Raw genomic sequence first — 23,206 nt, 5'->3', positions numbered from 1 at the left:
TAATAAAAAAACAATCAGGAGGTTTAGATCAACCATTATGAACAAGCAAGCTGTGATCAAAAGCATAGAGGCCGAACAGACCAAGAGCGATCTTCAGGAGTTCCGGGCCGGGGACACGGTAAAGGTGCAGGTCCGGGTCATCGAGGGCGACAAGGAAAGGCTGCAGGCCTTCCAGGGCGTGGTCATCCAGAAGAGGGGCCGGGGAATCGGCGCTTCCTTCACCGTCAGGAAGATCTCCGGCGGAGTGGGGGTGGAGAGGATATTTCCGCTTCATTCTCCCAATATCGCCGCGGTCGACGTGATCAAGAAGGGCGATGTCCGAAGGGCCAAGCTGTTCTATCTGCGTAAACTGACCGGCAAGGCCGCCAAGGTGGCCCAGAAGAGGGAGCCCGCAGCCCCGGCGGTAAAATAGGCTTAAATGGCCAGCCGGTCCCAAGGCAATAAATTATACCTGTTCGACAGCTCATACCGGCGGCAGGGCTATAAACTTATCGCCGGAGTGGACGAGGCCGGGCGGGGTCCGCTGGCCGGGCCGGTGGTGGCCGCCGCGGTGATCCTTAGGGCAAAGGCTGCCCTGCCGGGCATCGACGATTCCAAGAAGCTTAGCCCAAAGCAGCGGGAGAGGGCTTTTAAACTGGTGCTCGAAAGCTCGCTGGCGGTGGGCCTCGGGATCGTTGCTCCCGAGGAGATCGACCGGATCAATATCCTGCAGGCCTCGCTTAAGGCCATGAATTACGCCCTATGCGGCCTTAATCTCAGGCCCGACCTGGTCCTGATCGACGGCAATAGGATCCCCCGGGGATTGCCCAAGGGCCTCAAGCCCCAAGAGGCTAGGGCGGTCATAGCCGGGGATTCCCTCAGCCTGTCCATCGCCTCGGCATCGATAATCGCCAAATGCCTGCGGGATTCGCTGATGAGGGCCCATCATAACGATTTCCCCGGCTACGGTTTTGACAGGCACAAGGGCTACGGCACCAGATATCATATTGCCGCACTTAACAGATACGGCCCCTGTGCCATTCACCGCAAAAGTTTTGAGCCGGTCAAATCTTTACTGGGAGCCTGAAATGAAAGAGACGCCGTCCGCCGGTAAATGGGGGGAGGAACTGGCCGTCTCTTTTTTGTCGCAAAAGGGTTATGTCATAGATGAGAGAAACTGGCACTCCGGGCGGGACGGAGAGATCGACATAATAGCCCGGGACGGGCCGATCATAGTATTCATAGAGGTCAAGACCCGGTTCTCGGAAGAATACGGCCAGCCGGTCCAGGCTGTGGGAATAAGCAAACAGAGGCAGATCGGCCGGCTGGCCAAGAAATACCTGTACCTGAAAGATCTTTATGGAAAAGCCGACTGCCGTTTCGACGTGGTGGCCATAAAATTTACCGGCGGGAAAAAGATAATGGAGCACATCGAGGACGCTTTCCGTATCAATCCCAGATGATTGGTGAAGATGGTAGTTGTAGTCCTTCCGGCTTATAATGCCTCCCGAACGCTGGCCGATACCTACCGGGAGATCCCGCTGTCCGTGGTGGACAAGGTGATCCTGGTGGATGATGCCAGCAACGACCAGACGGTGGCGGTGGCCCGTGAACTGGGCATAGAGACCCATCTTCACCAGAGCAACCGGGGCTACGGCGCCAACCAGAAGACCTGCTATAAAAAGGCCCTGGAGCTGGGGGCCGATATCATCATCATGCTGCACCCCGATTACCAGTACACCCCCAAGCTGATACCGGCCATGATCGATCTTATAGAGTCCGGAGAATACGACGTGGTGCTGGGCTCCCGGATACTGGGCGGCAAGGCCATCCAGGGAGGGATGCCCCGTTATAAATATTACGCCAACCGGCTGCTGACCATGGTCCAGAACATCCTGATGGGGCAAAAGCTTTCGGAATACCATACCGGATACCGGGCCTTCAGCCGGGAGGTGCTGCAGAGGGTAGGTTGGCAGGCCAACAGCGACGATTTTGTGTTCGATAATCAGATGCTGTCCCAGATCCTGTACCATGATTTCCGGGTGGCCGAGGTGACCTGCCCCACCAAATATTTCAAGGAGGCCTCCTCGATAAACTTTTTCCGCAGTCTGGGGTACGGCGCAGGATGCCTGAAAACGGCCCTGCTGTACCGCCTGAATAAATGGAATATCCTCCGATCGGATCCATTCAAATGCTGTCAAAACTGATATCCGCGGCGGTGCTGGGCATAGACGCCTATCCGGTGGAGATCGAGACCGATCTGGGCTCCACCATTCCCGGATTTGCCATGGTGGGTCTGCCGGACAACGCGGTCAAGGAATCACGGGAGCGGGTGGAGAGCGCCATAAAAAACTCCAATTTTGTCTTCCCCCTGAAGCGGATCACCGTCAACCTAGCGCCGGCCGATATTAAAAAAGAGGGATCGGCTTTCGATCTTCCCATCGCCCTGGGGATCCTGGCGGCCCACCAGCAGGTGCTGGGCGACGACTTCGACAAGATCGCCATACTGGGCGAGCTCTCCCTGGACGGCAGCTTAAGGCCGGTGCGGGGCAGCCTGCCGATAGCAGCGGCCATGAGGGATGCCGGGTTCAAGGGGCTGATGCTGCCGGCCGCAAATGCCCAGGAGGCCGCCATCGTGGAGGGGATAGAGATCTATCCGGTCAACACCCTGAAGCAGGCGGTGGCTTTCTTCAATAAAGAGACCGTGATAGAGGCCCACCGGGTCGACCTGAACAGGATCTTCAGCGACAGCGCAGTTTACCCGGTGGATTTCTCCGATGTCAAGGGCCAGGCCCATGTCAAGAGGGCCCTGGAGGTGGCGGCCGCCGGCGGCCACAATATCCTGATGATCGGACCGCCGGGGTCCGGCAAGACCATGCTGGCCAGGAGGCTTCCCACCATTCTGCCCAAGATGTCCCTGGCCGAAGCCCTGGAGACCACCAAGATCCACAGCGTGGCCGGCCTGCTGCCGGTCAATTCGGCCCTGGTGGCCACCAGGCCTTTCCGGACCCCGCACCACACCATCAGCGACGCCGGACTGATCGGCGGGGGCGCCCATCCTCGGCCGGGCGAGGTCTCCCTGGCCCATCACGGGGTGCTGTTCCTGGACGAGCTGCCTGAGTTCAACAAGAACGTGCTGGAGGTGATGCGCCAGCCGCTGGAGGACGGGAAGGTGACCATATCGAGGGCGGCCATGTCCCTGACCTTTCCGGCCTGGTTCATGCTGGCCGCCGCCATGAATCCCTGTCCCTGCGGGTATTACACCGACCCCAACCACGAGTGCAACTGCAGCCCCCAGAGCATTCAAAAATACATGTCCAAGGTCTCCGGCCCGCTGCTGGACAGGATAGACATCCATATAGAAGTGCCGGCCCTCAAGTACCAGGAGCTTACCCAAAAAGAACCCGGGGAATGCTCCGGGGCCATTCAATCCAGGGTTGACCAGGCCCGGGATGTACAGCTTAAAAGGTTTCAGGGCCGGAAGAACATCTTCTGCAACGCCCATATGCAGTCAAAAGATATCCGTAAATTCTGCACCATCGATGAATCCAGCGATGAAATGCTGCGCAATGCCATCAACAAATTCGGCTTGTCGGCCAGGGCCTACGACCGGATACTCAAGGTGTCGCGCACCATTGCCGATCTGGACGGGTCGGAAAACATCTCCCCGGCCCAGATAGCCGAGGCCATACAATACCGCAGCCTGGACCGGAACGTGTGGGGCCAGTGAAATATTCAATCTCACAATACAAGGAGCAGTAAATGCAAAAAGGTATCCTATCCATAACGGCGGCGCTGTTGATAATGTTGTCAATGATCTCCTGCGGCGGGAAAAAGGCGGTGGCCAAACTTGATGCCGAGGACACTTTTGCCAGGGGCATGGAGTTTTACAACCAGAAGAAATATGTGGATGCCATAGACGATTTCAAAGAGATCGTTTATAACTACTCCGGCACCAGGGTGGCCGCCGAGGCTTCGTATTACCTGGGGGAATGCTATTTTAACACCAAGGATTATGCCGCGGCGGTTGACGAGTACCAGCATTTGACCTCCGACTATCCTTCCAGCCCCATGGCCGAAAAGGGCCTTTATCGCATGGCTTACGCTTATTACAAAATGTCGCCCAACTATGCCCTGGACCAAAGCGAGACCGCCGAAAAAGCCAAAAGCACTCTGCAGTTGTATTTTGAGCGCTACCCGGAGGGCCAGGAGGATGCCCAGAAGCTGCTGCTGCAAGTAAACGAAAAGCTGGCCCACAAGGATTACGAGTCAGGCTTGATATATTTCAAGATGAAACAATATTCCCCGGCCCAGATATATTTCCAGGGCGTCATCAAGGATTATCCCGGAACTTCCTGGGCCGGAAAATCGGGCCAGATGCTGCTGCAGATCGAACCGCTGCTGAAAAAAACGGCCCCGGCAAAACCGGAGCCAGCGGCTGACAGCACCAAGAGCGACCAGACCAACTAGGCCGTCTACATGGTGGTGATCGAAAATAAAACAAAAAAGATCGGGATCTTCGGTGGCACCTTCGATCCCATCCATTACGGACACTTGATAGCCGCCCAGAGCGCCCTGGAGGCCCTGGGGCTGGACCGGCTGATATTCGTTCCGGCCGGGAAGCCGCCCCATAAATGCAACTGGAAGATATCCCCGCCCGCAATAAGATTTAAAATGGTCCAGCTGGGCATTACGGGCAATAAGCATTTTACGGTTTCAGATATCGAACTGGCATCTCAGTGCGCCTCGTATACGGTAGAAAGCCTGAAGAAGTTAAAAAAAATGTTCCCCGGTTCAGAATTATACCTATTGATCGGCCTGGATCAGGCTTTGGCCCTTTCCACCTGGAGGAAGCCCGAGGAGATATTGAAAATATGCCAAGTGGTGGTCATGTCCCGGCCCGGGTACAGGACCGTGGAGGTTGAGAGCAAATGGAGGAAGGAGACGGGTTTTCTGACGGTCCCGCTTATCGAGATCAGCGCTTCAGATATTCGGGGGAGAATCTTTCGCGGTGCCAGTATAGAATACTTGGTGCCTCCCAGGGTCAGACAATACATCCAGCAGCAGGGGCTCTATAAAGATAAATGACTGATATGTGCGATAAAACGATGGACTCCCAGAACAATAATTCTCCATCATCAATTTCATTCTGGCAAAATCTGGCCGACAAGATGGATTTTGCCAAAAGCCGACCGGCTATCCGGCCGGGATGCGAGGAGGCCAGTTTTATCAGTCGCGACGGCAAAGAGTTTTATGTTCTGAAATCCCCCGGCGGAGCCGGCTATATCCGCCTTTCAGCCAAGGATCATTTCCTGTTCACACTGCTCGACGGCAGCCGGACGGTCCAGGAGGTCCTGGTGGAGTATTTCAGGAAATACGGTGCTCTGGCCTTCTCCAGGCTGGGGACCCTGGTGCAGGAGCTCTTCAAAGGGGGCTTTCTTTCCCAAAGCCCGAGATCTTTTTACAGCAGGCTTCTCAAGAGGATCAAACTTGATAAACCACTGGTCAAGCTTATTGCTCTCTTAAAATCGCTGCCCCGGCGGCAGTGGCCGGTTGCAAATCTGGACAACGGCATCACCTGGCTGTATGAAAAAGGCTTCAAACTGTTCTATTTCAGGCCGGTGCAGGTAGTGGCCGCCGTCTTTTCCCTGGCAGGGTTATTCATGTTTGCCCACCTATTCGGGGCCGGAGAATACAGCCTGTTTAAATCGTCCGGCTCGGTCGTTTTAGGGCTGGCGGTGCTGGTGCTTCTCAATTACGTTTCCATTGTGGCCCATGAGCTATCACACGCCCTGGCCTGCAAACATTACGGGCGGCGCATCAACAGCGGCGGTGTGATCATAAACACAGTCTTTCCGTCCTTCTATGTTGATATCACGGACTCCTGGCTGCTGCCCAAGCGAAAAAGGGTTCTGATATCCCTGATCGGGCCTTTCTCCCAGGCCTTTATCGCCGGGGTCCTGTCGGCCGTAATAATGATATTTCCCCATCTGTTCATCAATCCGCTGCTTTATAAATTCGCCTTCCTGTCCTACCTGACGGTGTTCCTCAATCTCAATCCGCTGCTGGAGCTGGACGGATATTACGTTCTGATTGACTGGCTGGAGATTCCCGGCCTTAAGGCCAAGGCCTCCGATTTCGTCAAAAAACGGTTATGGCCTAAGATCAGGGCCAAAGAGCCGTTTAGCTGGCAGGACAAGGTCTTTACGGCTTACGGCCTGGGTGCCATCGTTTGGTCGGCTCTGGCCCTGGCCATCGTAGGGTATTTCTGGCGGATAAGAGCCCAGCAGATAGGGAGCCATTTATTCAATGCCACCAGCCAGCAGCTGCGCCTGATCCTTCTATTGGGAGTTGGTGTGATAATCTTGGCGGCGTTGGGAGCCGCTTATAAAAAGATAAAACTTATGGCGGTCAGCCTCTGGAGGGGCTTTACTGATCTGATATATCGCAGACCGGCAGCCATGGCCGGCGCCCTTTTCCTTTTATGCCTGCTGGGCAGCTTCATATACAGCCATATTCAAGGCTGGCCGGCCGTCGTCATCTCGATTATCTTTGCCCTGGCGCTGGGGGCGCTTTCCCAGAGGGTTTATTCCTATTATAAGGGATCTTCATTGTGGCTGGTGTTGATGGGGCTTCTTCTGGCGGCCTTGGGAAGCTTATTCATAAAGATATTTCCGGTTGATCTCCGGCCGGCCGCTTGGCTGCTCGGGTCGGTGGCATTGTTCGCCGCCACCTATACCCAATTTTCCTTTTCCAGCCTGCGCCGCTGGCGGCAGTGGCAGCGTATATTATGGGGCGGGCTGTGGTTCGGAATACTGGTATTGGTGGGATATTTTCACGGAATGTCCACTTGGCGGTCCCTGTCCATAATGCTTTCCACCACCGCTTTTTTGATGCTGTTGTCCCTGGTGTGGCACAATATGGGTTCTTCGCTGGAATATTTTTGGATGTATTTTTTGCTGGGTATCATCTCCTGGAACATCATACTTATATTTTCGCTGTTCAATTTTGGTTTTCTTGCCGCGCTGCTTCTGGTGTTTGCCGTGTTTTGGCTGTATTTGATAATAAAAAGCGCCCGCTGGCTCCCGGAGAGCGCAAGCTTTGAGCCGGCATCGTCCGAAAAAAGAAGGATGCGCCAGGCCGCCGTAAAGATCTACCGGATGGCCAGCAGTTATTTTGCCTCGTTTTTCGGCCAGGGGCAGGCCCGGGCGATGGACGACCGCCTTAATCTGATCATGATAGAAAAGAACTGGCCGATCCGCCTTTACGGCAGCCGGAGCGAGGAGCGATTCGAGCGCAGTGTCGGTATAGTCGACCGGAGCCTGGCTTTCCGGGGCATGCTGGATGAAGTGTTGAATTACCTTTCCCATGAGGTGGGCGTTTATTTTGCCAGGAATACAATAAAAACGGCCTATCAAAGCCTTTACTGGGAGGAGCGGGAGATAGCCCAGCAGTATTTAATGAAGGACTCTCTGTGGGCCAGGGATATGGCTGTGGCCAACCTCAAACAGGAGAAGCGCGACGCCCAGAATGTCATTGCCGGGGTGGCCAGGTTTTGGGAATTGAGCGAAGAGGAAACAGCCCTGTTCTATTCCCACCTCAAGGAGGAAAGGGTCCGTTCCGGAGAGATGATCATACGGCAGGGCGAACCGGGCGACAAGTTCTATATCGTCAAATCCGGCCAGGTGGAGGTTGTAATATCCCGCACAGGCGAGCCCGATCTGATGGCAGCCAACCTTACCCGCGGGGATTATTTCGGCGAGATCGCCCTGATCAAAAACGTCCCCCGAACCGCCTCGGTAAAAGCCGTGGCCGATTGCTCCCTGCTGGTTCTGGAACGGAAGGATTTCGAATCCCTGATGGCCAGAAAGGTGGACCTGGCGGTCCGCATCGATCGGCTGATAGAGAACCGGGACTTTCTGATAAGGCTGCCGTTATTCGCCGAGTTCGCCCCGGCTCAGGTGGCCATGGCCGCCTCCCGTCTTGTTCCTGAAAGATACCACCCCGGACAGCCGGTAATTATTCAAGGGGAGATTGGCGACAGTTTTTTCATCATCAAAGAGGGCCGCTTGGACGTCCGGGTGATGAAGGACGGGCAGAAGAACAAGGTGGCCGAGCTGGGTCCCGGCGAGTATTTTGGCGAGATAGCACTGCTGCTTGATGTTCCCCGCACGGCCGATGTGGTGGCCGGTACGGAATGCCTGGTGCTCCGGCTCCATAAGGACGACTTTAAAAGTCTTTTGGGGGAGCAGCTGTATTTTGCCAGGAGTTTGGAGAGAACGTCCAGCCGGAGGATGAGCGATACCCGGCACAAGATCAGTTTCTAACAGGGTAAATAAAAGGCGGTGGGATATAAATTATTCTGACATTCAGTTGATGACCAGCAGGCATAAATTGTACAATAGAAAAGCAGGCCCCAAAGCTTGATTATAAAGGATCTTCACACCCATACGTTATATTCTGACGGGAAACTTACGCCGGAAGAAGTATGTGCCATAGCCCAGGCCAAGGGATATCTGGTGGGTATCTCCGATCATTGCGGCGAAGGAAGTTTCCAGATAAACAGCGACGACCAATTCCGGAATTACCTTCAGGCTTTGGAAAGGCTTCCGGTTTTCAGATCGGCCGAGTTGGACCTGGGCACCGAGATCAGAATATCGCGGCAATTGCTGGATGAATGCGATTATCTCATCGGAGGGGTGCATTCGATCGGCCACCTGAATTTTTTTGACAGCCAGGCGCAAATGACCGCACCTCGGGCCGTCACTGAACAGATGTTGGACCTGATTGAAACAAAAGCCCAACAGCACAGATTTCACATACTGGCCCATCCGGGGCTTCTTCCGTTAAAACTCAGACCGGATGCAGAAAAGATCCTGGATAACAAATGGAGCCAGCTCCTGGTGGGGCTGGCCCTGAAGTATGATTTTGCTCTGGAGATCAGTTCCCGATGGGAACTGCCGGGATATGAAACGATACAAATTGCTTTGGAGGCCGGGGTAAGGTTCTCCTTGGGTTCGGACGGCCACGACCGGGGAACGGTATGCCTATTGGATCATTCGCTGGCAATAGCGAACAAGCTGGGCCTTGCCGAGGAAAATATATTCCCGGGGAAAAGATCAGCCGGCGGTGAGGCTGTCCTCGATCCTTTCGTTGAGCACCCGGATCCGGGCGGAAAGCACCCGGGATAAAGCCAACATAGTCTTGGCGGCAATCTTGGGCTCTTTTTCAACCAGGTAGGCGATGTGCTTTCTGGTCAGCACGAAAATCTCGGTCTGTTCCAGGGCCACCACATTGGCCGATCGGGGGGCTTTATCCAAAAGAGACATCTCTCCGAAGAACTTCCCCGGCCCCAGCTCGGCTAGGATAATATCCGTCTGTTCGGCCGGCAGACTGATCTGCACCCTGCCGCTTTTTACCATGTAGAGACTGTCCCCCGGGGCGTCCTTTTGACAGATCAATGCTCCGGGCATGAAGCTTTCGGCATCGGTGGACATGATCTGGGTGATCTTCAAAAATTCCTCATCGGTCAATTCCTGAAAAAGCAGGCATTGCCGCAAGCCGGTAACCTCGTCCATGTAAATATCCTTTCTATTATTTTTGGGAGGAAGACATAATGACCAATATTGTTGAGGCCCTTAAGGGCAACAACCTGTTCAGCGCCCTCACCCCAGAGGAGCTGGAGAGGATATCCCGGCTTATCTTCGTAAGATCCTACCGGGCCGGCAGGACCCTGTTTTTTGAGGGCACTCCCGGGGAGGTGATGTACCTGATCCATTCCGGCAAGGTCGGGATATACAAGACCGTAAAAGATAAAGAGGAACTGTTGCTGGCCACCCTTGGCCCAGGCAGCTATTTCGGCGAGATGTCACTGCTCGATTCCCAGCCCCGTTCAGCCACCGCCAGAATATCAGAGGACGGAGAGTTGGTGGTGATCACCAAAAAGGTCTTTGAACAGATGCTGGAAACCGACCCCAAAATAACGTCAAAACTCCTGATCACCCTAGTAAAGGTGGCCTTGCACCGCTTGAGGACGACTGATGAAAAATTCAAGGATCAGAACAACTGACGCCCATCACTATATAGCATAGCAAAAGAAGACTTTGCTGTCAAGAAATAATGAATCTTTTAAACCGGGGGCAAGGATATGAGCAAATCGCAATCAAAAAACGACCAGGCTACTCCGACCCAAAAAAAGAACTATGGGTACTACCTTAAGCTGGTTGTCTTTTTGGAAAAACTCAAAAGAGAAAGCGACATGGACCTGGGGCCCAAACTGCTGGATAAGATCATCGATGCCCAACGGGAGGGCGAATTGGCATCCGAACAGGTGATGGAACTTTCGGAGAGGATCCAGGGCTGGGTGGAAAGGCAGCACCAATACTTTGCCAGCCAGGAATTTCAGATGAAAAAACTGTTGAGGGCCATGGAGACCGGCGATCGCCGGGGAATAAAATCCAGGGTTCCACGTAGCTAAAGATACAGAAAAGGAGCCAATAATGGAACAGCGGGAGCTGGTAAAAAAAATACTGGAGAAACTGGATCATATAACCGGCAGGGAAAGCAGCTTGTTGCAGGGGGACCTGGAGCAGGCTGTTTTTGCCAAACTGGGCCAGGTGGAGAAGATAATATCATCCATTCAGAAATATCTGCCCAAAAGGGTGATCGACAAGATTCTGCTCAACCCCGATGGGGTCAAGGTGGAAGGGGAGCGCCGGCAGGTCACCGTTTTGTTCGGGGACCTGTCGGGCTTCACCGCCATGTCCGAGACCATGGATCCGGAACAGGTGGTGGAGGTGGTCAACCAGTATTTCGACACCATGGTGGAGATAGCCTCCCGCTATGGCGGACATATCGATAAATTCATGGGAGATGCGCTGATGGTGCTGTTTGGCGCCCCGGTGGCCCATGAGGACGACCCGTTGCGGGCCTGTATGGCGGCCATCGAGATGCTGGAGGCCATGGACCGCTTCAGCGCCGAGAGAAAAATGGACCTGGCCATGAGCATCGGGCTGAACACCGGCGAGGTGGTGGCGCTCAATGTCGGCTCCAAGGAAAGGATGGAATACACCGTCATCGGCGACGGGGTCAACCTGGCGGCCCGGCTGGAGAAGGTGGCCACCGCCCGGGAATGCGTCATCGGTGAGAATACCTACCGGCAGGTAAAAGGCAAGATCAAGCTGAAGAAACTCAAACCGGTGATGGTCAAGGGAAAATCCAAGCCCCAGAATGTCTACCTGATCCAGGGGCGGATGGATGAGGCCGGCCAGGCCAGTACATTGCGGGCGGGCAGCATAAAGCTAGTGGGCCGTATGGCTGAGATGGATAGCATCAAGCAGGCCCTCGCCAATGCCAAGGACTCAAGGGGGCAGGTGGTGGCCATCACCGGGGACCCCGGGGTAGGTAAGTCCAGGATCGCGAAGGAACTGGAATTGCTGGCCAGGGACCAGGGATTCAAATTCATCAAGGGCAAATGCCATTCCTATTCTAACAACGCGGCTTATCTGCCATTTATCAGGCAAATGCATCTGGTCTTCAACATCGAAGAAAAGGACAGCAGTGAAAGAAAGCTTGAAAAGATCCAAGAAATGCTCCATATGCTGGACCTGGGCGATTTCGAATCATTTTTAGGGTCTTTGCTGGGCATCAATTACCCCGAAATAGAGGGGCTGGATCCGGAAAAACGAAAGAGGAAAACCTTCGAGGGCATCCAGGAGCTTTACCTGCGTCTGTCAAAAAAACAGCCTCTGGCCCTTGCCTTCGAGGACCTGCAGTGGGCCGACACCCTGAGCCTGGAACTGCTGGAGCATCTGGTGGATGCCACCGCAGGCCAGGCGCTGTTGATCTGTGCCGACTTCCGCCCGGAGCTGGCCCTGCCATTCATCGGCAAGCCATATTGCCTGAATATAAACCTGAAACCGCTGGGAAAACAGGAGGCCTGGCAGATGGTCTCGGCCCTGGCGGCAGTTTCTGATGTCGAGGATCAGGTTCTGAACAAGCTTTTGGAAAGGACCGAGGGGAATCCCCTGTTCATCGAGGAAGTGATCCGGCACCTGATATCGCGGCGGCTGGTGAGGCGCGAGGGGGAAAGCCTGGTCCCGTCAAAAAGATTTGGAAAGATGACCCTTCCCAACACCGTGGCTTCGGTGGTATTGGGCCGGATCGACAAACTGGGAGAGGAGCTGAGAAGAGTCCTGCAGTATTCGGCGGTGATCGGCAAGGAATTTGACCGGACGGTGCTGGCCAAACTGCTCAAGCAGCCGGAGGAAAAGATCCAATCCCTGCTGGACAGCCTGGAACATTTCGAGGGGCTGCTCTATTCCAAGCTGGTGGACACCAGGCGGGTCTACGAATTTCATTCCACCACCACCCATGAAGCGGCCTATTCCACCCTGCTCAAACAGAGGAGAAAGGAACTGCACGGCAAGGTGGCCATGACCCTGGAGAACGATTACCGGGATAACCTTTTCTTCCATCTGGAGGATCTGGCCCATCACTATTACAACAGCAGCAATCAGGACAAAGCGCTATCCTACCTGCACCGGGCTGGAGACAAATCCCGCGGACTTTATGCCAATCCGGAGGCCATTGAGTTTTACGAGAAGGGGCTGACCGTCCTGAAGGCGTTAAAGGAAAACGATGACAGGCTTTTGGAAAAGGCAGAGATACTGGGTGCCCAGGGAGCCATCTATCGGCTGATAGGTGAAATGAGCCGGGCTCTTAAAAATCTCAATCAAGCAGTCAAGGTAACAGCCGGGGGTGGCAATAGCGCTGTTTCCCGGAAATACACATTAGAGGTCGGCATCATCCATGATATGCTGGGCCAGGCCGACCGCGCCTTAGTCCTGTGGCAAAAAGTCCAGAAAGCAGCCCTAAAGGACAAGGACAAGGAGGCCCAGGCCCTTTCCCTGCAAAATCAAGGACTTCTATGCCTGCGAAAAGGGGACCCGGCCAAAGCCGTCGAGGATTTCCAGACGGCCTTGAAGGTATTTGAGGAGCTCAAGGTCAAAAAACACATTGCCCGGATAAATTCGCACCTGGCCCAGGCTCAAGAGGTCATGGGGAATCTTGACAAAGCCATCGAGCACAATGGCACCGCCCTGGCGATATCCCAGGAGATCAACTACCTGGAGGGGATTGCCTCGTATAATAATAACCTGGGCATCAACCTGTTGATGACCGGCAGCATCGAGCAGGCGGCGGTCAATTTCCGGACCGCCTACAACCTGGCCGGGAAGATCGGCGACCGAAGGGTCGAAGCCCTGGCCGGTTTCAACCTGGGCAACTGCCAGTATATCATGGGGAATTACGATTCGGCCCATGAATATTACCAAGGAGCCCTGGCCTCGGCCCGGGAGATAGGCGATATCGCCCAGCAGATGAACATAGACATCAACCTGGGATGCCTGCAACAGGTGAGGGGCAATGCCAAGGCCGCACTGGAATATCACACCAATGCCCTGGAAATAGCCTTGAAGATAGGCGACAGAAACAACGAACTGGAGACCAAGCGCAACCTGGGGATCGATCTTTCCATGTTGGCTGATTACGGCAGAGCCCGGGCCGAATTTGAAAGCGGCCTCAAACTGGCACTGGAGATAGGCGACCCCCGGATGGTGGCCTATATCAGGGCCAACTATGGGCTGACCATGGTCACTCTTCGGGATCTGAACCAGGCCGAAAAGCTTCTATCGGAAGCGCTGGAGGATGCCAGGAAGGTGGGGGATCCAGAGGTCATCCTGTCGGTGGTCAGGGGTTTCATAGAGCTGAACCAGGCCAAGGGCGATTTCGGAGCCGGCCGGCAGGAAGTTGACCGGGCCCTAAGGATATCCGGCGATACCCATAACAAGAGAGAACGGGCCTATGCCCTAATGTACAGCGCCCTGCTGATGGTCCAGCAGAATGAACACGAAGGGGCGGCGACCCCAATATCGGAAGCGCTGACCCTGGCCCGGGAAATGAATGATGGCATCCTGTTGTGCAAGCTTTATCTGATCTCTGCCCGAAGATCGCTGGTCTGCGGCTCGTTCAACGAAGCCCAGATGTTCATATCGGATGCCAGGGAGGAAGCCGCCAAAAGCGGGGCCAGGGAGGAAATGGCAGAAAGTGATGGGCTGATGGCCCGGTTAAAAAAAATGCAGGGTTTGGAAGAAGAGGCCGAAACCGAATTGGCCAGACAAAGGAATGAGCTCGATGACATTGCCAGAAATATCCCGGAATATTTGAGAAAAGGGTATATGGAGGCCAGGTTATCTTCCGATTAGTCAGATGATATCAATAAAAAAAAGCGCCCGGATAGGGGCGCTTTTTTTATTGAACCGTTATCTCAACAGGGTGATCTTCTGGGTCAAGTAACCTTGGCCCGAAGTCAGGCGGTAAAAATATACGCCGTTGGACAGGTTCCGTCCGTTGTCATCGGTGCCGGTCCAATTGGCGACATAGCTGCCGGGCTGTTTTACCTCGTCAAATAGGGTCTTCACCTGATGCCCGCAGATATCGTAAATCTTTAACGCCATCCTCTCCTGCCGGCTGGTGCTGTAGCGGATCTGGCAGCTGTTGTTGAACGGGTTGGGCATGGCCCTTAAACTGTAGGAATAGATATCGGATGCCTCCGGGATGTTCACCAAAACCGGTCCGTACCAGTCGGTGGTGCCAAGGTTGTCCTGGGCCCCCAAACGGTAGAGATAGGCCTGACCTGGTTGGATCGAATTATCCTTGTAGTTATAATCCGACTCCGAACCCGTACCTGACATTTCGGCCAAACGGGTATAATTGTTCCCGTCATCGGAAGAACGCTCCACCAGCCACAGGTTATGATCCTCCTCCAGACCGCTCCGCCAGGCCAGGTTTACGCTTCCTTGCTGGTAAGCCGCTGTGAACAGGGAAAGTTCCACTGCCAGGGGGGTGGCCACCACCCTGGGGGAGACCCCGGAGGCCAGGCTGTTGAATTGGTAATAAGAGCCGTATTTGGCCGGGACCTTGGCGCCCTTTGTGGTGATGGAATTGGTTGGGGGAAAAGCGTTCCAGGGATTGTCGCTGGTTTCATACTGGGAAACCGCTAAAAATTTAAATACGTTGCCCACAGTATATCCTAAATAACCAAAGGGCACCTGTATTTCTGCATAAGTGTATTTATTTATGCTGTCCAAATATCTATAAGTTAAGGGGTATGATGCATTTTTAATGGAGTCCACCCAAATGGTGCCATTCCACTTCTTTAAAAAGACGGAATCGGCATTTTCAAACACCAAACAGAAATCGGGGTGAAAATTAATGTCAAATCCCGCGGCGCCAGTGCTGTTATATTTATAAGTCGAATCGGCTCCACCGGTTTTGGTGTCAAAATAAAAGACAAGATCGCCAGCGGTACGCCAGTCATTACGGCCGTAACCCAGATAAAGGCTGCTTGTACTCCATGTGGTAAACAAAGTGTCACTTAGGCGGATTCCTATACGTTCGCTTTTGCAGAAATCATTTACACCGCCGTAGGGATAGCCCAGCCGGAGGATATGGGGCGTAACGGTATCCCCGTACACCACAACACGGGGTTCGTTGCCAAGCGTGCCCCATCTGACGGGAGAGGATTCATCCCCGGCCTTCAGGGCGAAAATCAACGTATCGGTGGGCGCAAAACCATAAAGAATCTTATTTTCCGTTGTTTTTGGTGCCGTTGGGGTCCAAGCCTGGTAGTAGGTGGCACCGGTATCAATAAAATCTTTCTCGGAACTCATTTTGCCCAGATCAGAGGCTGAAGCAACATACTTGGTATATTTCAACCAGTATTTTGAAGCGGCTTCGGTCAGGGCATCATCACTGACGGCTGTCCAAGTTAACCGTACAGTGCCTTCAACAGCATAATATATGGAATCCAAATCGATGATCGGTTCCGGCTCCACGTTGAATCCCTGGTAGGCCAGTATCCGGCGGGTCAGCTCGGAAGCGGTGCTGGGGTGAATGCCGTTGCTCAACGATCCGATGGAGAAGGTCATATATACATTATTATGGTTGGAAGCTTTTTCTCCCTTGTAGTAGCTTCCATAGGTGGTGGCCCGGCCATAGGTGATCTTTTCAGGGCCGTCGCTCAACATTACAAGCTGGCTGCCGGACAACTTGGGCGAAATTATATCCACCGAATTATCAGGTCCCTGCTGGAAGGGATAATCAAAAAGCATGCCCTCGGTAAAGGTGCCGGCAATGCCCTCAATTTTTTGAATATTGCCAACCTCCGAGGTATTGCCGGGGCCTTTATATTCGGACCCGAAATACGAGAATAATGTTGTCGTATTATACATCTCCCCGAAATCGTTGCCGGTCACCAACAAGCATTTATTGGTATCCAAGGCAAAATCCTCCAGGGAATCCAACTGCTCAACCTGGATCACCCCAGCGGAACTGCCGTCCTCGGCATAACCCAGGTCAAGCAGGCACATGTCATAGGCATCGCTGCTGTTCAGTTTTCCCTGCTTGCGCCAGGCGTATTCCAGGATGTCGGTGTCGGTTATCTGGACGAACAGCTGGTTTGGTATGTTGCGCTCGTTGAATGCCCGGACATAGGCCGAATCAAGCGGGACATATATGGAATCCGGCTCGGCGATGGGGTCCTCGTTCCAGCCGGGGGTGGACGGATCGTCGTAATTCTTTTTGGGATGATACCATATCTTCCGTCCGGCCGAGGGGTCGCTGCTGATGCTGTAATTGATACCTATGGTTTTAAGGGTATCCTGTTCCGCCTTGATGGAATTGGTGTAGTACTGGCCGAAGATATCGCCCAATCCCCCGGTGCGGCTGGAATCCAGCCAGGCCACCGAGAAATATTCGCCGAAGCGGCAGACCGAGGGAGCCCTCTGGCCGTTGGCCGGGTTCTGGTTGACCAGCTTTACGCTTTCCCACCGCTCATAGTTATCGAAATATCTGGCTTTGATCTGATATTTGTCTATTGTTGGAAAAGAATCGGCCCAGCTGACCCAGAATGATACGTTATCAATGCCCATTGTGATCGATGGAATTCTGCAGGGCACCCCGGAGGGAGATAAATTTACCTGAAAATTCTTGTCGAGGGGTTTGGCATCAGGATCGAAGCGTTGAGCAAAGATGCTGCCGGCAGTGTTGCCGGTGAAGTTTATCCAGGCGATGGTGAAAAAACCGGTATCCGAGGCGGCAATGGCCGGAGTGAGATGCATGACTTCTACATTGTTGCTCACTATTATTTCGGAGGCATAAGGGTTTAGGTCTGGTTTCATATGGCGCATATAGATGCTGCTTCTGGTGGTCCGGTGATCCTGCCAGGCAATTTCATAACTTTTCTCACTTGCGCAGATTACAGGAAGGACCTGATGTTTTTTGTCGGGGTCCTCGCATATTTTCACGTCATCTGTGAGCGGGTACCCGTCGGCATCGAACACCCGAGCGTATATGTCCCAGTCGCCATTGCGGTCATCCTGCCAAACCACCACAAATTCCTGAGTCTTGGGGTTTATGGCGATCTTGGGAAACTTGGCGTTTCGGGCCACTACCCGGTTTATCCGGAACTCATCGGACATGGGCTCGCCGGAAGGCCGCATCTTACGGCCATAGATCTGCCAGAACGGCTCCTTGCTTATGGAATCCTGCCAGACCACGAAGACGAACTCGCCGGTTTTCCCGGCCACATCCGGCGCCTTCTGGTCACGAAGCACCTTGTCTTCCTGGTTCACCATAAAGGACTTTGACAGGGCCTCCGGTTTGCGGCCCCACAGGCGGCCGTAGATATTCCAGTCTCCATCCCGCTTATCGGCCCAGACATAACAGGAGTTATAATTCTTGTCCATGGCGGCGGCCGGGGCTTCCTGGGCGGTCTCGCCGGCATCGTTGTCCCACAGGAATATCTTACAGGTATCCTGGGCTGCCTGGGCCATACAAACAAAGGCAGCAATAAGTAAGGCTGTCAACGTTAATTTTTTCACTTCTTCTCTCCTTTGCCGGAATTGCTTTTTACCCTTATGGATTCCACGGCCACCATCAGCAATCTCAATCTGGCAGATTTATCGGTCATGCCGCTTTTTAATTTTTCAAAGATAGGCGCTTTTTCCGAGGACAGATGATAATTTACCTGGCTGTTCTCATTTGAGTACAGAACCCCCTGCATCAGCAGGTCATCGATAGCCTTCTTGATAGCTTCCTCGGGACGTCCGGTCAGCTTGGTCAGACTGCAGACCGATTCCTGAGCCATGGGCTGCCGGCTATAGTGAATAAGGATATTCCACTTTTCAAAACAATCGACCGTGTCCCTAATGAAAACGCTGAGCTCGGGGAAGTCCTTTGAGTTATACATGTAAATCCTTTACGTATTATTTTTAATACTAGATTTACATGCAACTATTATGCCAACATAAACAAAACGTTAACTCTTTATTATATAAAATGTTAAATGCTAACAAGGTTTATGATTGTTATACTATTACATAAGTTGGTAATAATATAATAGTATAAACTATGGCTTGGTTATATTTAGTTCTTTTATAAGCCGGGACAAATAAGTGGGTTGTATTTTTATGGCGGAAGCGGCTTTACGTTGATTCCAGTTGTTTGCATTCAAGATTTTTATCAGGTATTCTTTTTTGAAAATTTTCTGCGCCTCGTCCCAGGGAATATTAGAAGGCAGCGTCATTTCCTTTTTGCCGCCAACGCTGATATCCTGCAGCATGATATTATTGATCACTTTGCCCGAAGATATCACCACTGCCCGTTCGATGACATTCTGCAATTCCCGGATATTTCCCGGCCAGCTGTATTCCAGCATGGAATTGATCACCGCGGCCGAAAATCCCATGATATTCTTTTTGGTCTCCCGGCAGAAGTATTTCAAAAAATGCTCCGCCAGAACCGGTATGTCCTCCCGCCGCTGTCTCAGCGGCGGTAAAAATATCTGAAAAACATTCAGGCGGTAATACAGATCCTCCCGGAACTGATTCTCTCTGACCAATTGTATCAGATCATGGTTGGTGGCACCGACTATCCGGACATCGACCTTTATGGTTTCACTGCCGCCCAGCCGTTCAAATTCGCGCTCCTGCAACACCCTCAGGATCTTGGCCTGGACCGCCAAAGGAAGGTCGCCCACCTCATCCAAAAAGATGGTCCCCTGGTGTGCCAGCTCAAACCGGCCCCGCCTTAAGTTGATGGCGCCGGTGAAGGAGCCTTTTTCGTGCCCGAACAGCTCTGACTCCAGCAGTTCCAGGGGTATGGCGGCACAGTTTACGGCGATGAACGCTTTGTCGCGCCTGGGGCTTTGGTTGTGGATATACCTGGCCAGAAGCTCTTTTCCAGTGCCGTTCTCCCCCTGCAGCAAAACCGTGGTATTGCTCAAGGCCACCTTCTGAGCCAGCCCTAAAACCTCCCGGATGGAAGGGCTTTCTCCGATAATGGTGTAGCGACTGGCGATGTCATCCCTTAGCTGAAGGTTCTCGGTCTGCAGTTTGTGGTATTTGTCGGCATTCTCCAGGACCCGGGCCGCCATTTCGGCCACTTTCAGGAGCAGCTCCTGGTCCCGTTCGTCAAACGACTGGCTCTCCAGCTTGTTCAAGACCTCGATGACCCCGACCGTCTTGTCGTCCAGCACCAGAGGGACGCACAACAGCGAACGGGTGATGAATTTGGTCTTTTCGTCAATACCCTTGTACCAGCGGTTGTCCTTATCCGCCTGATTGACTATCTGCGGTTTCTTCTCCCGGGCCACCCAGCCGGCTATGCCCTGGCCAATAGGAAGCGAAAGCTTCTTTAATTCCTCGGAAACCTGTCCGGTGGCATGGGCGAAATGAAGCCTTTGGGTATTCTCATCCAGTAGCAGCAAAGAGCTGGCTTCAGCCATGGTCAGGGTCTTGGCTGCCTCAATGATCATATCCAGCAGCTGGGTCTGGTCCAGGGTTGATGACAAGGCCTTGCTTAGCGAGTATAGAAATTCAAAATCGTTGTTTGAATCAGGACTCTGTTTCATGATATTACTCCTTAAAATAACGGAAGGTCAAAGATGAACAATTTTATAATATAACCCTTATACAATTAAATAATATCAATGTAAACAAGTCAAGTCAAGTAAAAAATATAATTAAAATATTGCATAGAATAAACCCGTTGACAGCACGAAATTACAGTGTTATCATTGCAATTGAATCGTTAGGGAGGAACTATGTTCAACAATATTTCCAAGATCATTTTAACCGCCTTACTGGCGGCGGCCCCGTTGGCCGCCCGGGAAAATAAAACGATCAAGGGGAAAGATTATTCCGGAGAATCCCGCCAAACCAGCGTATCCGGCGATCAGGCAATGCTGAAGGGACTCTTTTCCTATGGTGCGGCAGTCTACCAATTCCAGCTTCCGGCCGCCACTGACCGGATAAAGGCCGGATTAAGCCTCAGAAATCTGAAAAACAAATGGCTAAAGATATATGTCTATAATTATGGAACCGCCTATGACGATCTTTCCATCCGCAATAAAAGGCTGAGCCCCAACTGGAGGCTGTGGGAAGCGACCAACAGCGATGGCCTTTGGGAATCCCGCAGTCCCCAGTATCTTTACACCACTTCATACGACGGCCGGATAGATTACCTGGGGCCGCAGAATATATTCAAGATCCTGCTTTATGCCGAGGGGGGCATACCCTTCATCAGCGACGGAAGATTCATTATCGAGCAGATCCTCTTGGATTTCAGCACCGGCGAAAGTCTGCTTCCGGATATCGCTACTTCGAAGGACGTTTGGATCGAGGGAAATTTTATGCTGGTCAGGGGAGTGGGGCGGACCAAAAACAGAATAGATGCGCCGGGTTACGAGGCCCTGCCGAAGCTTACCGCCCTGAGGCTGGCCAAGGTTGACGCCTACAAAAAACTGGCGCTGGCCCTGAAAAAGATACCCCTCTCCGGCGGCACGGCGGCCATTCCGGGCAGCCAGGTGCGGTCCACTCGTTACATCAGCGATAGCGAAGTGGAGATCATTCTGGAGGTTCCTCTGGCCAGTCTGCATGAGAAAAATAATTAATGTAAAAACACCCCGCCTGGAAGGCACCATACTGCAGGAAGATTTTTATGGATTTTTTAGCCAAACTAAATCCCGAACAAAAAGAAGCGGTTACTTACCTTAAGGGACCCTTGCTTATTCTAGCCGGGGCCGGTTCGGGAAAGACCCGGGTGCTGACCCACCGCCTGGCTTACCTGGTGGGGCGGGGTGTTTGCGCCCCCTGGGCCATACTGGCGGTGACCTTTACCAACAAGGCGGCCGGGGAGATGAAAAACCGGGTGGGCCGTTTGATAGATCGCAGCGTTGATGGCCTGTGGGTGGGAACATTCCATTCCATCTGCGCCAGGATACTGCGCCAAGAGGGATATCTCCTGGGATACCAGCGCGATTATACCATCTACGACGAGAATGACAAACAAGCCCTGATGAAAAAAGTAATGGGCGACCTGGCCATTCCGGAACGCAGGGTGCCGGTAAAAGCCGTGATATCGCGCATCTCCAGCTCCAAGGACAGCCTGGTGGGGCCGGAGGAATACCAGAAGATGGCCTATGATTTCTTTGAGAAGGAGGTAGCCAGGATCTACCACCTCTACCAGCAGGAATTGCTGAAGAACCAGGCCATGGATTTCGACGACCTGATCTTCAATGCCGTAAAAATACTGTCCGGCAACAAAAAGATCCTGGACGATTACGGCCGTAAATTCCAGCACATCCTGGTCGATGAGTACCAGGACACCAACAGCGCCCAGTATATGCTGGTAAAACTGCTTTCCCAGAGCCACCGCCAGTTATGCGTGGTGGGCGATGACGACCAGTCCATCTACGGCTTCCGGGGGGCCGACATCCGGAATATCCTGGAGTTTGAGAGCGATTTTCCCGAGGCCAAGATCGTCCGCCTGGAGCAGAACTACCGCTCCACCCAGGTCATTCTGGAATGCGCCAATCAGGTGGTCAAGAACAATGCCGGCCGCAAGGGCAAGGAACTGTGGACCGACAATCCCAAAGGGGAGAATGCCTCGCTGTGGTGCGCCTGGGACGAACGAGATGAGGCCGAAAAGATCTGCCGGGCCATCAAGCAGCATTGGACCAAAGGCTCTTTGAAGGATTGCGTGATACTTTACCGCACCAACGCCCAGAGCCGGGCGCTGGAAGATTCCCTGCGGCGGGCAGCGGTGCCCTATCTGATAGTGGGCGGGCTGAAATTCTACGAACGCAAGGAGATCAAGGATGTTCTGGCCTATCTGCGGGTGGTGGTCAACCCGGCGGATGCCGTGGGCTTGAAAAGGATCATAAATATTCCGCCCCGGGGCATCGGAGACGCCAGCCTGTCCCGGATCGAATCCTATGCCGCCGAAAGGGCTATTTCCCTGTTCCAGGCCCTTAAGGAAAACGACCAGGTGCCCGGATTGGGGCCGGGCATAAAATCGGCTGTCAGCGGGTTGGTAAAGGATTTGGAAAAGCTGATAGCCTTAAAAGAATCCTTGAACGCCCAGGAGCTGATCACAAAGGTCATCGAACAATCCGGCTATATAAAGTTCATCGGCAGCCAGTATCTGGAAAAGGTCGAGGCCGACAGCCGAACCGAGAACGTTCAGGAGCTGGCCTCGGCCGCCAACGAATTCTGCGAACGCTCGGAGGATAAGGGTCTGCCCGCTTTTCTGGCCGAGGTCTCCCTGGTGGCCGATATCGACCGCTGGAACGATTCCGTCGAGGCGGTTACGCTGATGACCATTCACAACGCCAAGGGGCTGGAGTTTCCGCAGGTGTTCATCGTCGGCCTGGAGGAGGGGCTGCTGCCGCATCGGGCATCGCTGGATACCGTTGAAGAACTGGAGGAGGAGCGGCGGCTGTTCTATGTGGCCATCACCAGGGCCCAAAGCAAACTGACGCTTTGTTCGGCCATGTCCCGCCGCCATTTCGGCGGACTGATGCAATCATCCCCCTCCCGTTTCATTGCCGAGCTTCCCCGGGAGAACCTGAATACCGATTCGCCGAGAATCGAAAAACCGGCCGGCGATTTCACCGGGGAGCCCCGGGAGGGGACTTGCCAAACCCGGGCTAAGGGTCTCAAGGGAAAGAGGGTGCATCATGAGATATGGGGCCAGGGTCAGGTGGTGGAGGCCGAGGGAGAGGGAGAGGGAGATGATGTGAAGCTCTCCATAGTGTTCAAGGGCGGGATAAGGAAAAAAGTGATGGCCGGCTTCGTGGAATTCATATAAAGCCCGGGCAGATAGT

18 protein-coding genes are annotated in these 23,206 nt (G+C 53.4%); 14 read left to right on the top strand and 4 right to left on the bottom strand.

All coding sequences use genetic code 11. The features are described from left to right. Nucleotides 1–37 precede the first annotated feature (37 nt). From rplS to RDU76_05625, 9 genes are all read left to right on the top strand, one after another. Nucleotides 38–412 carry a 50S ribosomal protein L19 gene (gene rplS, locus RDU76_05665; protein MDQ7798412.1) on the top strand — a complete coding sequence of 125 codons (375 nt, stop codon included), beginning with the start codon at nucleotides 38–40 and terminating at the stop codon, nucleotides 410–412. Between the two features lie 6 nt (nucleotides 413–418). Beyond that, nucleotides 419–1,066 carry a ribonuclease HII gene (locus RDU76_05660; protein MDQ7798411.1) on the top strand — a complete coding sequence of 216 codons (648 nt, stop codon included), beginning with the start codon at nucleotides 419–421 and terminating at the stop codon, nucleotides 1,064–1,066. Nucleotide 1,067: 1 nt separating this feature from the next. Continuing rightward, nucleotides 1,068–1,442, top strand: a complete 375-nt coding sequence (locus RDU76_05655; protein MDQ7798410.1) for a YraN family protein — start codon at nucleotides 1,068–1,070, stop codon at nucleotides 1,440–1,442. A 9-nt stretch (nucleotides 1,443–1,451) separates the two neighbouring features. Further along, nucleotides 1,452–2,186, top strand: coding sequence for a glycosyltransferase family 2 protein (locus tag RDU76_05650; GenBank protein MDQ7798409.1), 735 nt, complete (start codon nucleotides 1,452–1,454; stop codon nucleotides 2,184–2,186). Continuing rightward, nucleotides 2,171–3,709, top strand: coding sequence for a YifB family Mg chelatase-like AAA ATPase (locus RDU76_05645; protein ID MDQ7798408.1), 1,539 nt, complete (start codon nucleotides 2,171–2,173; stop codon nucleotides 3,707–3,709). The genes RDU76_05650 and RDU76_05645 overlap by 16 nt, the downstream gene beginning before the upstream one ends. A 32-nt stretch (nucleotides 3,710–3,741) precedes the next feature. Further along, nucleotides 3,742–4,449, top strand: a complete 708-nt coding sequence (gene bamD, locus RDU76_05640) for an outer membrane protein assembly factor BamD (GenBank protein ID MDQ7798407.1) — start codon at nucleotides 3,742–3,744, stop codon at nucleotides 4,447–4,449. Nucleotides 4,450–4,458: 9 nt separating this feature from the next. Further along, nucleotides 4,459–5,067, top strand: coding sequence for a nicotinate-nucleotide adenylyltransferase (nadD, locus tag RDU76_05635; GenBank protein ID MDQ7798406.1), 609 nt, complete (start codon nucleotides 4,459–4,461; stop codon nucleotides 5,065–5,067). 5 nt (nucleotides 5,068–5,072) lie between these two features. Further along, the gene (locus tag RDU76_05630; protein MDQ7798405.1) at nucleotides 5,073–8,306 is read left to right on the top strand and encodes a cyclic nucleotide-binding domain-containing protein; all 3,234 of its coding nucleotides are present in this window, start codon (nucleotides 5,073–5,075) and stop codon (nucleotides 8,304–8,306) included. Nucleotides 8,307–8,402: 96 nt separating this feature from the next. Continuing rightward, complete coding sequence (locus RDU76_05625) at nucleotides 8,403–9,170, top strand: PHP domain-containing protein (GenBank protein ID MDQ7798404.1); 768 nt, start codon at nucleotides 8,403–8,405, stop codon at nucleotides 9,168–9,170. On the opposite strand, the gene RDU76_05620 is transcribed toward RDU76_05625, so the two are convergent. Then, the gene (locus RDU76_05620; GenBank protein ID MDQ7798403.1) at nucleotides 9,099–9,557 is read right to left on the bottom strand and encodes a cyclic nucleotide-binding domain-containing protein; all 459 of its coding nucleotides are present in this window, start codon (nucleotides 9,555–9,557) and stop codon (nucleotides 9,099–9,101) included. The genes RDU76_05625 and RDU76_05620 overlap by 72 nt on opposite strands. Before the next feature lie 38 nt (nucleotides 9,558–9,595). Between RDU76_05620 and RDU76_05615 the strand changes: the two genes are divergently transcribed. The 3 genes from RDU76_05615 to RDU76_05605 all read left to right on the top strand — a co-directional run bounded on the left by RDU76_05615 (nucleotide 9,596) and on the right by RDU76_05605 (nucleotide 14,243). Continuing rightward, complete coding sequence (locus tag RDU76_05615) at nucleotides 9,596–10,048, top strand: cyclic nucleotide-binding domain-containing protein (protein ID MDQ7798402.1); 453 nt, start codon at nucleotides 9,596–9,598, stop codon at nucleotides 10,046–10,048. A gap of 78 nt (nucleotides 10,049–10,126) precedes the next feature. Next, the gene (locus RDU76_05610; GenBank protein MDQ7798401.1) at nucleotides 10,127–10,456 is read left to right on the top strand and encodes a hypothetical protein; all 330 of its coding nucleotides are present in this window, start codon (nucleotides 10,127–10,129) and stop codon (nucleotides 10,454–10,456) included. Between the two features lie 22 nt (nucleotides 10,457–10,478). After that, complete coding sequence (locus RDU76_05605; protein ID MDQ7798400.1) at nucleotides 10,479–14,243, top strand: adenylate/guanylate cyclase domain-containing protein; 3,765 nt, start codon at nucleotides 10,479–10,481, stop codon at nucleotides 14,241–14,243. Between the two features lie 57 nt (nucleotides 14,244–14,300). Here RDU76_05605 and RDU76_05600 read toward each other — a convergent pair whose 3' ends face one another. The 3 genes from RDU76_05600 to RDU76_05590 form a co-directional block, all read right to left on the bottom strand. Beyond that, nucleotides 14,301–17,873 carry a T9SS type A sorting domain-containing protein gene (locus RDU76_05600; GenBank protein ID MDQ7798399.1) on the bottom strand — a complete coding sequence of 1,191 codons (3,573 nt, stop codon included), beginning with the start codon at nucleotides 17,871–17,873 and terminating at the stop codon, nucleotides 14,301–14,303. Nucleotides 17,874–17,917: 44 nt separating this feature from the next. Further along, on the bottom strand, nucleotides 17,918–18,187 hold the full coding sequence (locus RDU76_05595; GenBank protein MDQ7798398.1) for a hypothetical protein: 270 nt from the start codon (nucleotides 18,185–18,187) through the stop codon (nucleotides 17,918–17,920). Nucleotides 18,188–18,448: 261 nt separating this feature from the next. Then, entirely contained in the window at nucleotides 18,449–19,951 is a 1,503-nt protein-coding gene (locus RDU76_05590) for a sigma 54-interacting transcriptional regulator (protein MDQ7798397.1), read from the bottom strand. 192 nt (nucleotides 19,952–20,143) lie between these two features. On the opposite strand from RDU76_05590, the gene RDU76_05585 reads away from it, so the two are divergent. Both RDU76_05585 and RDU76_05580 read left to right on the top strand, forming a co-directional pair. Further along, complete coding sequence (locus RDU76_05585; GenBank protein MDQ7798396.1) at nucleotides 20,144–20,992, top strand: hypothetical protein; 849 nt, start codon at nucleotides 20,144–20,146, stop codon at nucleotides 20,990–20,992. 47 nt (nucleotides 20,993–21,039) lie between these two features. Then, a complete protein-coding gene (locus tag RDU76_05580; GenBank protein ID MDQ7798395.1) occupies nucleotides 21,040–23,190 on the top strand; it encodes a UvrD-helicase domain-containing protein in 2,151 nt (716 codons plus the stop codon). The last annotated feature ends 16 nt before the right edge of the window (nucleotides 23,191–23,206 follow it).

The organism is Candidatus Edwardsbacteria bacterium (assembly GCA_031082425.1).
Lineage (GTDB): Bacteria > Edwardsbacteria > AC1 > AC1 > EtOH8 > UBA2226.
Note: the sequence above shows the minus strand (reverse complement) of the source record. Positions and strands in the feature narration are given on the sequence as shown.

Excerpts from the sequence above, each read along its gene's own strand:
- rplS (MDQ7798412.1), top strand. The coding sequence starts at position 38 with ATGAACAAGCAAGCTGTGATCAAAAGCATAGAGGCCGAACAGACCAAG.
- RDU76_05660 (MDQ7798411.1), top strand. The coding sequence starts at position 419 with ATGGCCAGCCGGTCCCAAGGCAATAAATTATACCTGTTCGACAGCTCA.
- RDU76_05655 (MDQ7798410.1), top strand. The coding sequence starts at position 1,068 with ATGAAAGAGACGCCGTCCGCCGGTAAATGGGGGGAGGAACTGGCCGTC.
- RDU76_05650 (MDQ7798409.1), top strand. The coding sequence starts at position 1,452 with ATGGTAGTTGTAGTCCTTCCGGCTTATAATGCCTCCCGAACGCTGGCC.
- RDU76_05645 (MDQ7798408.1), top strand. The coding sequence starts at position 2,171 with ATGCTGTCAAAACTGATATCCGCGGCGGTGCTGGGCATAGACGCCTAT.
- bamD (MDQ7798407.1), top strand. The coding sequence starts at position 3,742 with ATGCAAAAAGGTATCCTATCCATAACGGCGGCGCTGTTGATAATGTTG.
- nadD (MDQ7798406.1), top strand. The coding sequence starts at position 4,459 with ATGGTGGTGATCGAAAATAAAACAAAAAAGATCGGGATCTTCGGTGGC.
- RDU76_05630 (MDQ7798405.1), top strand. The coding sequence starts at position 5,073 with ATGTGCGATAAAACGATGGACTCCCAGAACAATAATTCTCCATCATCA.
- RDU76_05620 (MDQ7798403.1), bottom strand. The coding sequence starts at position 9,557 with ATGGACGAGGTTACCGGCTTGCGGCAATGCCTGCTTTTTCAGGAATTG.
- RDU76_05615 (MDQ7798402.1), top strand. The coding sequence starts at position 9,596 with ATGACCAATATTGTTGAGGCCCTTAAGGGCAACAACCTGTTCAGCGCC.
- RDU76_05610 (MDQ7798401.1), top strand. The coding sequence starts at position 10,127 with ATGAGCAAATCGCAATCAAAAAACGACCAGGCTACTCCGACCCAAAAA.
- RDU76_05605 (MDQ7798400.1), top strand. The coding sequence starts at position 10,479 with ATGGAACAGCGGGAGCTGGTAAAAAAAATACTGGAGAAACTGGATCAT.
- RDU76_05600 (MDQ7798399.1), bottom strand. The coding sequence starts at position 17,873 with ATGGCCCAGGCAGCCCAGGATACCTGTAAGATATTCCTGTGGGACAAC.
- RDU76_05595 (MDQ7798398.1), bottom strand. The coding sequence starts at position 18,187 with ATGGCTCAGGAATCGGTCTGCAGTCTGACCAAGCTGACCGGACGTCCC.
- RDU76_05590 (MDQ7798397.1), bottom strand. The coding sequence starts at position 19,951 with ATGAAACAGAGTCCTGATTCAAACAACGATTTTGAATTTCTATACTCG.
- RDU76_05585 (MDQ7798396.1), top strand. The coding sequence starts at position 20,144 with ATGTTCAACAATATTTCCAAGATCATTTTAACCGCCTTACTGGCGGCG.
- RDU76_05580 (MDQ7798395.1), top strand. The coding sequence starts at position 21,040 with ATGGATTTTTTAGCCAAACTAAATCCCGAACAAAAAGAAGCGGTTACT.